Here is a 12,280-nt window from a genome sequence, read left to right on the forward strand (position 1 = left end):
GAGCCGCCGTTCGGTTGCAGTGCCGTTTAGGTCCCAGCATATGGTCACCTGACCCTCCGGTACCGAGAGCGCACCATATTTGATCGCATTCGTCGCCAGCTCGTGCAGTGCCATCGACAAGGCCAGCGTCACTTCCGGAGTCAGCCGTATCGTCGGGCCGACAGCGGAAAACCGTCGACCGTTGCTGTCCATGAACGGCGCCAGCACGCGTTCGACGATCTCACCGATCGCGGCGCCGTCGATCTCGTCCTTGAGCAGCAGTTCGTGCGCAGACGCCAAGCTGGCGATGCGGCCCGACACGGCATCCCGCGCTTCATCAAGAGACGCGGCATCGCGGAGCGTCTGACTTACAACGGCGCTGACCGTCGCTAGCGTGTTCTTCACGCGGTGCGTCAGTTCATGTGCCAGGACCGACCGTTGTTCCTCGGCGAATTTGCGCGCCGAGACATTGCTCGAAAAGCCTGAAACCGCCAACGGTGTGCCATCCGCGCGGCGCTGCAGCGCGCCTTGGGAATGGATCCAGCGCTGCTCACCCTCAGGCGTCAATATGCGGTATTCGACGTTATAGCGCGTGCCCTGCTCGATCACCCTCTTCAGCGAAGATCTGACGAGTTCGCGATCCTCTGGGTGTACGCAAGCCAGCAAGCCTTCCGGCGATAATATCTCTCCGGCCGGCCTTCCAAAATTTGCAAGACAACTTGGCGAATAGCTGAGCCGCCATTCCGGCAGGTCGATCGTCCAAGTGCCCAATCCACCAGCATCGAGCGCAAGTGCCAGGCGCGCCTCTCGCTCGGCCAAAACGACTTCACGCTCCGCAAGCTCGGCGCTCAGCGTGTCGCGATCGCGCTCCAACTGCAAAAGCCCGTGCCGCTCGAGCGTGACATCGAGCTGGGATGCCACGAAATAGCGTAGGCTGCCGGTCGCATCATGCACGGGAGCGACCATGAGGCGGTTCCAGAACGGCGTGCCATCACGACGGTGATTGAGCAGGTCGATATCGATCGGCTCACGGCGCGCGATCGCATCCTTCATGCGGTGGACGTCAGACTGATCGGTCAACGGCCCTTGCATGAAACGGCAGTTCCGGCCAACGACCTCGGCCGCCGAGAACCCCGTCAGAGCCTCGAACGCACGATTGACGTAGACCAGCGGGTTATCCGGTAGCGTCGGATCGCTGACGACCATCGGCGTAATGCAGTGATCGAACGCCGCGACGAAGGGGTCGTGCTCGTTGAGACGCGACGCAAATGCGTCGACGGCTTCCCGTACGACACCCGAGGCATCATGCGGACGAACAGGCGAATATGGGAGTGGCTGACGGTCCAAAGCAGGAACGCCCTAGCGGTAAGACGTTGGTGGATCAACATAATCGACGTTTCGTAGAACTTGTGTCATCTGTCGTCCCACCTCGCCAGGCCATACGCGTGCCGTTCGTCAAGCGACAGTCAGGAACCGGTCGGGGACCACTCTGCGGCAAACGCGGGTGCTGCAATGAAGCTCGCCGGCTGCGGGGATACGGGCGGCGGATCGCAGACGCCCTCTTCGATGTAGCGCATTGCCGACATCAGACCATTCCGGGAGAAGGGCTTGGGTATGACGCCATGCCCGCCGGCAAAGTCGGCTGGGATCTTGAGGGGGTTTGCGGTGACGAAGACGACTATCGCGTCCGCCCATCGCTTCCGGATCAACGCACAGACGTCCAGGCCGCTGGTACCCTTCGCAAGCTGTATGTCGACAAAGGCCAGGTCCGGATGGAGATCGCCTGCCAGGTCTTCAACCTCGTAGAGAGACGCCGCCTCGCCGATGACGCGGTGACCGGCGTCTTCGATCATCGCTTCGATATCCATCGCCAGAAGAGCTTCGTCCTCGACGATCAGCACATTCAACGGCGGTTGGGCACGTGCACTCATTGATCGTCCACCGGGAATGAGAGCGATACCCGAACACCGGGGGCGGCGTCGGACCAGACGACGTCCGCCCTGACTTGCTTGGCGAGACGGGAGATCAGCATCTTACCAATGCCGTCAGGCTGACCGTCATTGTTGGCCAACCCATGCCCATCATCGGTGATTTCGACCAGGGCCTTATTGCCTTCTAGGGCGGTGCGGACGGAAATCGTACCGGCCCGCCCGCCGGCAAATGCGTGCTTGATGGCGTTGGTCGCGATTTCGTTGAGGATCAGTCCGAGCGATGCCGCCTTGCTGGACGGCACCTCTATCTGCGAAATGTTTAAAACCAGCTTGATGTCGTCGCGTCGGCTGGCACCCACGACGTCGCTGATTAGATTTTCGGTGAACGCCCCGACATCGAAACGGGTTACGTCGTCCGACTGATAAAGACGGCGATGCACTGTCGCGAGCGCGTCGACCCGTTCGAGCATGGTTTCGAGTTTCGATGAAATGGCTGGATCCGATATGCTGCGCGCCTGCAAACGCAAAAGCGAACCGATCATCGTCAGATTGTTCTTTACGCGATGGTCGACTTCGTGAAGCAGCAAAGTTTTCGCATTCAACGCGGCCTCAAGGTCAGATGTGCGTGCCTCGACCTCCTGCTCGACCAATAATTTCTGCTTTGAGATGATCGTCTGCGCCTTGACGCGGTCGGTCACATCAAGCTGGGACGCGAAGAAGAACACAACCTTGCCGGCATCATTGCGTACAGGACTCAGATACAACGCATTCCAGAACGAAGATCCATCCTTTCGATAGTTTAGAAGGTCCACGGCAATGTCGGTCTGGGCCTCGATTGCCTGACGCACCTTGGCAACCTGGTCCCGGTCGGTGTCGGGACCCTGCAGGAAGCGGCAGTTGCGGCCGATGATTTCGCTGCGGTCATAGCCCGACAGCGTTTGAAAGGCTTCGTTGCAGAAGACGATCGGATTATCGGCCTGCGCGGGGTCCGTAATGACCATAGGCATGCGGGTAGCCCGAACAGCCGCGGCAAAAGGGTCTGCGCGTCCGTGCTCGTAATCGAGCGCTTCCGTCAGATGCCAATCGTCCCGCTGCTTCATCACGCCTCCGTGCAGCGTGCCGACCAGCCGAACTCCGTGCCGGGACTAAATCGTCCCGATTGTTTTCTGTTCCGCCGAGCGGTCGAGTTTGTCTCATTAAGGCACGACCCTTGGCGGCATGGCTTGTGCGTGCAGAGCCCCGTTGGGTTCGAACATCGGTGACCCGTCGTGCAGGCTGGACGCTGAACGAATGGCAGAAATGGGAACGTGAAGACGGCTCATGAGTGACCGCTGGTGGGTTTTGGCTACCCGAACCAGCTAGGATCGCATACCAACTGTCTGTCGCTCATCCGGCGCGATACGATGCCCGATGGGCGAACGCTGGCTGGTTCACGGCAAAGGTCACCATTTTTTCTGACAGCAGGTCCTCAGGCCTGCGGTGTCCAGCGTCGTGTCGGCCAGCAGACGTTTGAGCCGGCCTTTCTCCTTCTCGAGCGCCCGCATCCCCGTTGCAGCGGATACCTTCAGCTGCCGAACTTAGCCTGGCACGCGTGTAGGGCGCACCGGACATCCCGTTCCGGCGACACGGATCCGTCACCACCGCACGCGCCTCGGCCGCCTTTACGATGCCGATCTGCTCGACCGAAAACTGCCTGCGCTTCAGCTGTCCGCCCCTTTCCGGGGTCCGACCCTAGCTCCAAACGGAGGAAAAACGGGGGTCACGTCAGCGTGGTTAACTCCGTAATAATACGCTGGACGTGACGTCTCATTCCCGTAAACCTGCCAAAAAATGGGTCACAATCAACGACCTGTAAGGTAGAGGAACTCGGGACACCATGCACCGCCTCTTGGGCATCGTCGACCAACGCCTTGACGTACCGGAACGATCACGGGGACTGCTGGCCGCTTTTGCCATAGGCGGTTGCTGCATTGCACTTTCGACAATCGGCAGCCGGCTGGCCGGCATTGATCTACCCTTCGCGTTCGCACTTGTCGCCGTCGTTTTCGGCGCCTTTTGGTACGGCGCGCTGAACGCGAGCGTCGTAGCTATGACGACCATCCCCGCTGCTGTGGTGCTGAATGCCGATCATCCCTACGTGACGCCGACCAACACTGTCGTCGTTGCACTTTTTTCCATCGTGCTGATCCTGTTCGGCGGTCATATGACCACGCTACGAAGGTGCGCCGACGCCGAAGCACGACGCTGCGGTCGGCGAGAAGTCTTTCTCCAGTCTATGTTCAGTGCGACGCCGGCTGCGATGTTGATTGCGGACTCGGAAGGCGAGGTCGTCGCGATCAATGCCAGTGCACGCTCGATACTCGGTATCGACGTAGACGATGGTACATACCTTCGTCTTGCTGATGTTCTTCCGGGCCCACAAACCGACATTGCCGGATCCCGCCTCATCGATCGCGCCGATGGTCGGCGTCTGACGCTTTCTGTTTCAAGCGTAAAATTGTTTTTGGATACGTCGGAGCTGCAGACAATCTACATTCATGACGAGACGGAGGCCATCGCAGCAGCCGATCAGCTTGCGCAACTCCAGGCCGAGCTGCTGCAGTTAGGGCGGGCTACCGCTTTGGGTCAGCTTGGTTCGGCGATCGCACACGAGGTGAACCAGCCGCTTGCCGCTGCCGCCAACTATGCGAAAGTTGCCCAGGTCGCGCTTGCGCGTGGCTGTCTGGAAGCAGAAGTCCGCGAGCCGCTCGAGGCCGCTTTACGCCACATCTTCGGCGCTGCTGCCGTTCTTCGACGGCTCCGCGACTTCATTCGACGTAGTCCGCTTCAGCCACAATGGGTCGACGCGCATCAATTAATCATGGAGAGCACACGGATTGGAGCGATGGCAGTCCGCCGGGCGGACGCCGAGTTGAGCCTTTTTGTTGCGGACGATCTGGGCGAAGTCTTGATTGACGCGACGCAGATTCAGCAGGTCGTCCTCAACCTCCTCTCGAATGCGGCGGAGGCGGTCACCGGTTCGCCGATCCGACGCGTCGAGTTGCGAGCGACCGCCGATGTACCGGACCAATGCACGATTACGGTAATCGACACCGGTCCGGGAATCGCCCCTGGATTCGAAGATGACGTTTTCGTGCCGTTCCGTACGACGAAAGTCGACGGCTTGGGCGTTGGATTGTCCATATCACGGACAATCGTGACAGCCCACCACGGGACGATCGCCGGCGAAACGAACGCGGAAGGGGGGGCGACTTTTTGGTTTACACTACCGCGGCGCGCGGCGCCTGAAAGGATGGCTAATGCAGCGTGAGCGCATCGTCTACATCATCGACGACGAGCCCGAAATGTGCCGATCGATCGAACTGCTTCTCGCGATCGAACGATTTCAAACTCGCTCTTTCCCCAGTGCCGAGGCGTTTGTCGAGCAGGTGTCCCACCTTCCGGTCGGTATCATCCTCAGCGACATCGCGATGAAGGACATGAGCGGTCTAGATCTGTTGAAGGCGTTGCCGTCTCTCGATCGCACCGACCCCGTAATCCTCATCACAGGCCATGGCGACATCGCCCTCGCAGTGACGGCCATCAAGTCCGGTGCCGCGGATTTCATCGAGAAGCCGTTCGAAGCGGTCAGGCTGTTGCAGTCAGTCAAGGCGGTACACGATGTCGTAACGCGCTTGTCTGTCCGCGCCCAGTGCATGGCATCGCTCTCTCGGCGCGAGCGCCAGGTGCTCAAGCACATCGTCCGTGGCTTGACCGCCAAGCAGACCGCCATCGAACTCGAAATCAGTCCACGGACTGTCGAGACCTATCGCCAGCACTTAATGGAGAAGACAGGTGCGAGCAGCCTGTCACAGCTCGTGCGGTTCGGCATGGAGGCGCACGTCGATTAGCGTCAGTCGTAGGACACCTCGCTATCCTGCAACTCGATGGAGAGGTGATAATTGAGGCCTGTTGGGGGCAATTTATACTCTGCGGTGCAGCGTCGATTAACAGATCCAAGGTCGCGCAGGATGCGACTACCGAAACCTTTCGGACCCGTCGCATGCACCGGTGCACCCCCGGTCTCACGCCAGGATAATTGCAGGGTACACCGACCTGGATCGGGGTTCGAGACAACGCACCATCGCAGATTAACCTCCCCACGGTGTCCACGTAACGAGCCGTGCCGGATCGCGTTGGTGCCAAGCTCGTGGAGTATGATCGCTATCAGGTGAGCCCAGTGCGAAGGAATCGATACGGGCGAACCAGAATAATGAATTCGGGGCTGCTGCGGATCGTCGAACCGCTTCATGACCTGCCGTACGATCATATCCATCGTACAGCGATCGCCGACAATTTCGCATCCAACCCGAGCTACCGCGTCCAGGCTGCGCAACCGATCCAGGAATCGGTCAACCACGGGATCCTCGGCGAGCTTCCCAAGTGACTGGTGCGCGATCGCCAGTGCTAACGCGACGATATTGCGAGCGCGATGCTCGCCTTCGCGGCGGGTAACCTCGTGTATCATGTCGAATGCGGCCTCGTTCGGTGCCGGCTCGAAACACAGCCTCAAGGATTCGCCGGTAAAATCGAAGGCGGGAATCCCGGCTGCGGTGCTGTGTGCCATGCTTGACCCCGACGTACGCCAGATAACCTTGTCCGCCCCATCGAGCAGTCGAGCGGGGATCGGGATATCCGACAAGACAATTCCGACCCAAGGTTCGCCAGGTGGCGTGAAACCGGATCGATCAGCATGCCGCGCGTTCACCTACCCATCCCCTCATTGGCCGGCGGTGCTCGCAGATAGGGCGTTGCCGAACAGGTGATCAAACGTAGCCGGGATCCGGTGAACCGCGAAATTCCGAAAAACTACGAATGTAGGACGTGCGAGCATCCGTAATGACACGGATATTCATCGATAAGACGGGAGAGTAGCTCAAATCGCAACAGGGAGAGAGCGATGCGAACCAGACATCTCGTTGCGGCGACATCTATACTAGGATTGTCAGCTCTTCCCGTTTCGGCAACCGCATCGGAGCTGGTCTACACACCGATCAATCCATCATTTGGCGGAAATCCTTTTAACTCATCGCATTTGCTTGGTGTCGCCACTGCGCAGAGCAAGTATAAGGATCCCACGGCGCTGAACTCGAGCGATCCCGCATCGCAGTTCCTGCGAACGCTGCAGAGCAGACTGCTTTCATCGTTGGCCACCCAGATTACCGATGTGATCTTCGGCGATAATGCACAGCAGAGCGGACTTATCCGCTTCGGCGATCAAGAGATCTCGTTCGTTCGTGGCATCGATTCGGTGACGCTGACAATTACCAACAACGCGGACGGCAGCGTGACCGTCATCGTCGTCCCGCTCCTCGATAGTGGCACCCCTGGGCTCGGAGGCTGAAATGAAGCACTGGCCCGCTATCGCCATTGGCGTTCTCCTCGCGGGGTGCGCGGTGCACAACCAGTCGGTTTGGGAGCCTGCCCAATCGACCCGACCTACGCCGGCAACGGTCAAACTGCAGGCGCTGCCCCCGGCGGGAGAGCGTGTAGCGATCGCGGTCTACAACTTTGCCGACCAGACTGGGCAGTTCAAGCCGAGCGACAGCGTCCAAACGCTCTCGCGTGCCGTGACCCAAGGTGCCACGTCGATATTGGTCAAGGCGTTGCAAGAGGCCGGCAACCAACGGTGGTTCACGGTCATCGAACGCGAACGGCTCGACAACCTGCTTCGCGAGCGTGCGGTGATCCGCGAGATGCGCTCGGCTTATCTCGGTGAGCGGACGCTCAATCGCCAGGCGCTGCCACCTTTGCTCTTCGCAGGCGTGCTACTCGAGGGAGGCATAATCGGCTACGACAGCAACACAAAGACCGGTGGTGCCGGCGCGCGCTTCCTCGGCATTGGCGGCAGCACCCAGTATCGCGAGGACACTGTCACCGTTTATCTTCGCGCCGTCAGCGTGAAGACCGGCGAGGTGCTGTCGACTATCAGCGTCCGCAAGTCGATCGCTTCGGTTGGCATCAACGCAAACGCGTTTCGGTTCGTGGCCTTCAAGGATCTTCTCGAGCTCGAGACGGGCATAACCTACAATGAGCCCGATGTGCTTGCGTTGCAGCAGGCAATCGAGGCTGCCGTGTACGGTCTGATCGTCGAGGGTTCGGTCGAAGGGCTGTGGTGCTTCGACATCGACGCCCCAACCGCAGAGGGCGTCGTGCGCAGCTACTATGCGCGCCGTGACGACGTTGATGCGAAGCGCGTGCAACTGGCGCTTCGGCCCGACGGAACGCATTATGTCGGTACGTGTGAGGCACCGAAGTCGATCGCGCGGTTGGCTCCCAAGTCCGTCGTGCCGGCGCCGGCGGTCGCCAGGCCGAATCCGACGAGCAGCGGCCCCATCGTTGTCACACCCGCAGCCGTACAGGACACCGAGGTGCTTCTCAGGAAGCCCAGACCGGGGTGATAAGATCGGCCGCGTGGGCGGCAAAAGAGATCGGATCCACCGGCGGTCAATTTTCCGATCGCACGCCGATGGACCCGGGTGAACAGGCCGCGGGACCTGTTCGGACCACGGCATGCTGCGACGTCATGATCATCCATACGGGCAGACCTTGCAAGTGGTTCCTTTTTCCCGCCGACCGAGCACTCGCCAACTGCTCGGCCGCGACCTTGGGCCGTCGCCCTTCCGGGCGACGAACGTCAACAGGGCGGCAATCCTGCCGTTCGGGAACGAAGGGAAGAAGCGATGAAGAACGTACTCCTTGGCGCCGCATCCGTACTGGCGCTGTCGATCGCCGCACCGGCGCTGGCCCAGTCGACCAGCACCGTGACGCAGTCCAACGTCGGCAATCTCGCGACTGTCGATCAGGTGGGCTCGCTCACAGGCGCGCTGTCCACCGTCACGCAGAGCGGTGCGAGCAACTCCGCCGACGTCATACAGCAGGACGATGACTCGGGCGCCAATCCCGTCAACGTCTCCGACGTGATCCAGTCGGGTAGCAGCAATGCTGCTACAGTCCTGCAAAATGCCAGCACGCAAGCGTTCCAGAACAACTCGGCCATCGACCAGTCGGGCAGCGGCAACATCGCCGACGTCACGCAGCTCGATGACGGTCAGTCATCCTCCGTCGTCCAGTCGAGCGACAATAACTCGGCGCTGGTGCAGCAAGGCGACGCCGTTGCGGCGCTCAGCGATACCAGCTGGGGTAACGACAGCACGATCAACCAGGCTGGCGGCGGTGGTCACATTGCCGACGTTTCACAGACCGCACTCTTCAACAGCAGCACGATCGACCAGACCGGCGACGCTGACGGAGCTTTCGTCGCCCAGAGCGGGCAGAGCAACGCTTCGGCGATCCAGCAGACCGGTACGAACGATCAGGCCTTCGTGACGCAGAGCGGCAACGCAAACGGCTCGGCTATCGTGCAGGACGGTGAGAACGTGCTTGCTACCGTCATCCAGTCGGGCAACGCGAACGACAGCAGCGTCGACCAGACTTCGCCAGGTGGCGTCCGGCCAATCAACTCGTCGGTCTTCGTCAACCAGTCGGGCGACGTCAATACGTCCGACGTCCTGCAACGCGCCAACCAGGGATATGCCGAGGTCCTGCAGGCCGGAACGAACAGCGACGCGACGATCCTGAATTACGGCAATCGGTCGGTCGCCTACGTGCATCAGCTCTCGGGTGACGACAATTCGGCGTCGATCACGCAACGGGCCGAGGACAGCGACGCCTTCATCCAGCAGACGGGCAGCCGCAACATGGCGAGCATCGACCAGCAGGAGGACACCCCGCCGACCGAGAATTTCTCGGCGCAGATTGTCCAGACGGGTAACGATAACATGTCGTCGGTCGTACAGGACGGCAACGATAGCCTCGCGCAGAACCTGCAGACCGGCGACTTCAACAGCTCGACCATCTCGCAGACGGGGTCGATGCACTATGCCGGGGTTGGTCAGTACGGGGACAACAACACATCGTTCCTGACTCAGTCGGGATCGTCGAACATCGCGTTGGTGCAGCAGTTCACCAACGGCAACCTGTCGACCGTGACCCAGTCTGGGTCGGGTAACGCTGCGACCGTGAGCCAGTAGGTTCGCGAAGCCCGCCCCGGCGCCTTGACCACCGGGGCGGGTCCTTTTCTCATAAGGAGGCAGGATCATGCGCATCTCCAGAACGATCGGTGCTCTCTGCATGGCTATCGGCGCTCCCGCCTCCGGCCAGCTTGCTACGCGACCGCAGGCCGTCATCGATCAGATCGACCCTACGGCGACGGAAGCTTCGGACGCGACGATCGTACAGGAGGGGGACGGCAATTCGATACACCTGATCCAGTCATCAACGACCAACCGCGCTACCCTTTCCCAATCGGGCACCGCCAATTCGGTTGACGTTGGGCAAGCGAGCGTCCCCGGCGGCGGGAACCTGCTGGACGCGGCACAGACCGGCGATCGCAACTTTGTGATTGCATCGCAAAGCGCGACCGGTGGCGAGCTGAATATGCTCATGATCCAGCAGTCGGGGACCGACAATATCGCAGACCTTCTGCAGGACGGCAGCGGTAACTTCATCGCTCTGGATCAGCTGGGGAGCTATAATAGCGCCGTGGTTTCGCAGACGGGAAACGCGCTTGCCATTTCCGTGTCGCAGTACGGCAACGCGGCGGTTTCCGTCGCGCAGACACGATGATCTGTAAGCCCTTCCTCAGGCGGATGGCGGCGGTGATCGTGATCGCTATCCTACCGTCTGCCTGCGCAGTTGAGCGCGTGAAAACGGAAGTTCGGCCAAACGGCCTCGATGCCGCCTCGATTTCTCCCATGAGCCAGATCGCAACACGCACATCCAAACCCACGGCTGATCAGGTAGGGCGGACGGCTCCTCACGAACGGATGGATCAGGTTGCAGCGGACCGCCGGGTCGACGGGAACGCGTCGCCGGAGAACGACCTCGTCCGCGACGGTGCATCCGAGCGACCAGACATGGCGCTCTATCGCGAGGTGGCCCTGGCTTGGCAGGCGATCCGCGCCCGCGGCCAGCAGCCGTCCCCTGAACTGTTAGCCCAATCGGTCGGCCCGGATACTCTCGCCACCTTCCTATCGACGTTCAGGAACGCGGATCGGATGTTCCGGCCGGATATCGACACATGGCCCGTTGCGCCGATCATCGCACCGGCGCCGCCGTCGACGGGTTATGATCGCAAGTGATCCATCGCCTCCTCCAGATCGCCACGATTGCCGGAATGACGACGATGACGAACGACGCTCCTCATTCGGTCACCATGACGACAGCCCGGTCCGACGGCCGAATTGTCATCACCGTAACAGCGCAGAGCACCGTACCAAAGACGGTGCAATATCACCTGACCGTTACTGGAGCGTCGGCAACACACCACCGGGGACGCACGCGCGTGCACGGTGATCGTCGCGTTCTTTCACAAGTTAGCGTCATGGCCACGACAGCCGGCTGCGCGATCCTGACGGTCGTCGAAGGCGATCACGACCGCTATGAGGATCGACTATGTTTTTGACGCCGGAGAAGTCCATCTTCGTCATTCCGTGGTCTGTCCGGTAGAATATACGGGTGAGCGTCGCCTCCGCGAACTCATCGCGCCAAGTAGCCGGATGGATTTGGACGACCGGCTACCGGGGATCGGCCCACCACCGATAAGAAGAGCTTGGCGGTTGTGGACCACGCCGGATCAGGGCGTGGCGGTGTCGCGAACCTGATCGTTGCAGGCTGTATCGATGGCCTGGTCCAGGAACGCCGCGGCGTTCGCGATCGCCTCACGACCTTCGGTCAGTTCGGCATGGAACATATGCCAGACGTGGAACATGCCCGGCCATACTTCCAAGGAGACGCGTACGCGGTTCTCGCCCAGATGTGCGGCGAGACGAATGGCGTCGCTCAGCATCAGTTCGCCTTCGCCGATCTGTACCATGATTGGCGGCAGGCCACGGACATCGGCGAAGACCGGCGATGCCTCGGGGCTGTTCGGCAACGCACCACCCAGAAAGGTTTTGGCCATCAGGTCGAGGCCGGCCTTGGTGTTCAGCCTGTCCAGGCCTTCGCGGTTGAACATCGAAGCACCGGTGTGCTCGAGGTTCGCCCAGGGCGAGAGCGCGGCGCCACCAGCCGGCAGCGGTACGCCGGCATTGCGCGCCATGATCATCACCGAGACGACCATCGCACCGCCCGCGGAGTCGCCGGCGAACGTCACCGACTTCGGATCCTGCCCTTGGTCGATCAGCCAGCGATAGGCGGCGAACGTATCCTCGATCGGAACGGGGAATGCGTGCTCCGGCGCCAGCCGGTAGTCCGGCAGGTAGACGCGCGCCTTCATCGCCTTTGCGAACGCAGCCGCCAGCCCGTGATAGCCACCCGGCCCACCGACG

13 protein-coding genes are annotated in these 12,280 nt (G+C 60.9%); 8 read left to right on the forward strand and 5 right to left on the reverse strand.

Annotated features, from left to right (window positions below; all coding sequences use genetic code 11):
* From ASE88_RS02675 to ASE88_RS02685, 3 genes are all read right to left on the reverse strand, one after another.
* Positions 1-1,326, reverse strand: a 1,326-nt coding sequence (locus tag ASE88_RS02675) for a PAS domain-containing protein (RefSeq protein ID WP_056475170.1), incomplete at its 3' end; no start/stop codon positions are given.
* Between the two features lie 119 nt (positions 1,327-1,445).
* Positions 1,446-1,910, reverse strand: a complete 465-nt coding sequence (locus tag ASE88_RS02680; RefSeq protein WP_055875707.1) for a response regulator — start codon at positions 1,908-1,910, stop codon at positions 1,446-1,448.
* Positions 1,907-3,010, reverse strand: a complete 1,104-nt coding sequence (locus tag ASE88_RS02685) for a histidine kinase dimerization/phosphoacceptor domain -containing protein (protein WP_056475172.1) — start codon at positions 3,008-3,010, stop codon at positions 1,907-1,909. Before ASE88_RS02685 ends, ASE88_RS02680 begins: the two co-directional genes overlap by 4 nt.
* A 776-nt stretch (positions 3,011-3,786) precedes the next feature.
* Here ASE88_RS02685 and ASE88_RS02690 point away from each other — a divergent pair.
* Complete coding sequence (locus ASE88_RS02690; RefSeq protein WP_056475175.1) at positions 3,787-5,220, forward strand: sensor histidine kinase; 1,434 nt, start codon at positions 3,787-3,789, stop codon at positions 5,218-5,220.
* Positions 5,210-5,800 (forward strand): response regulator transcription factor, encoded by a 591-nt coding sequence (locus tag ASE88_RS02695; RefSeq protein ID WP_156356883.1) that lies wholly within the window; start codon positions 5,210-5,212, stop codon positions 5,798-5,800. The genes ASE88_RS02690 and ASE88_RS02695 overlap by 11 nt, the downstream gene beginning before the upstream one ends.
* A 2-nt stretch (positions 5,801-5,802) precedes the next feature.
* Here ASE88_RS02695 and ASE88_RS18120 read toward each other — a convergent pair whose 3' ends face one another.
* Positions 5,803-6,516, reverse strand: a complete 714-nt coding sequence (locus ASE88_RS18120) for an HWE histidine kinase domain-containing protein (protein WP_082466133.1) — start codon at positions 6,514-6,516, stop codon at positions 5,803-5,805.
* Positions 6,517-6,891: 375 nt separating this feature from the next.
* Between ASE88_RS18120 and ASE88_RS02700 the strand changes: the two genes are divergently transcribed.
* From ASE88_RS02700 to ASE88_RS18675, 6 genes are all read left to right on the forward strand, one after another.
* Positions 6,892-7,293 (forward strand): curli assembly protein CsgF, encoded by a 402-nt coding sequence (locus tag ASE88_RS02700; RefSeq protein ID WP_235527733.1) that lies wholly within the window; start codon positions 6,892-6,894, stop codon positions 7,291-7,293.
* A 1-nt stretch (position 7,294) separates the two neighbouring features.
* Positions 7,295-8,350, forward strand: coding sequence for a CsgG/HfaB family protein (locus tag ASE88_RS02705; protein ID WP_056475181.1), 1,056 nt, complete (start codon positions 7,295-7,297; stop codon positions 8,348-8,350).
* Between the two features lie 282 nt (positions 8,351-8,632).
* Positions 8,633-9,982 carry a hypothetical protein gene (locus tag ASE88_RS02710; protein WP_056475184.1) on the forward strand — a complete coding sequence of 450 codons (1,350 nt, stop codon included), beginning with the start codon at positions 8,633-8,635 and terminating at the stop codon, positions 9,980-9,982.
* Between the two features lie 67 nt (positions 9,983-10,049).
* Positions 10,050-10,577 carry a hypothetical protein gene (locus ASE88_RS02715; protein WP_082466135.1) on the forward strand — a complete coding sequence of 176 codons (528 nt, stop codon included), beginning with the start codon at positions 10,050-10,052 and terminating at the stop codon, positions 10,575-10,577.
* A 23-nt stretch (positions 10,578-10,600) separates the two neighbouring features.
* On the forward strand, positions 10,601-11,092 hold the full coding sequence (locus ASE88_RS02720) for a hypothetical protein (protein ID WP_235527734.1): 492 nt from the start codon (positions 10,601-10,603) through the stop codon (positions 11,090-11,092).
* Positions 11,089-11,415: a hypothetical protein gene (locus ASE88_RS18675; RefSeq protein WP_156356885.1), complete on the forward strand. Its 327-nt coding sequence runs from the start codon at positions 11,089-11,091 to the stop codon at positions 11,413-11,415. Before ASE88_RS02720 ends, ASE88_RS18675 begins: the two co-directional genes overlap by 4 nt.
* A gap of 171 nt (positions 11,416-11,586) precedes the next feature.
* Here the strand turns inward: ASE88_RS18675 and ASE88_RS02725 are convergent.
* A partial coding sequence (locus ASE88_RS02725; RefSeq protein ID WP_200910131.1) for an alpha/beta hydrolase occupies positions 11,587-12,280 on the reverse strand: 694 nt, incomplete at its 5' end.

This window comes from Sphingomonas sp. Leaf38 (genome assembly GCF_001421825.1).
In the GTDB taxonomy this organism is placed as follows: domain Bacteria; phylum Pseudomonadota; class Alphaproteobacteria; order Sphingomonadales; family Sphingomonadaceae; genus Sphingomonas.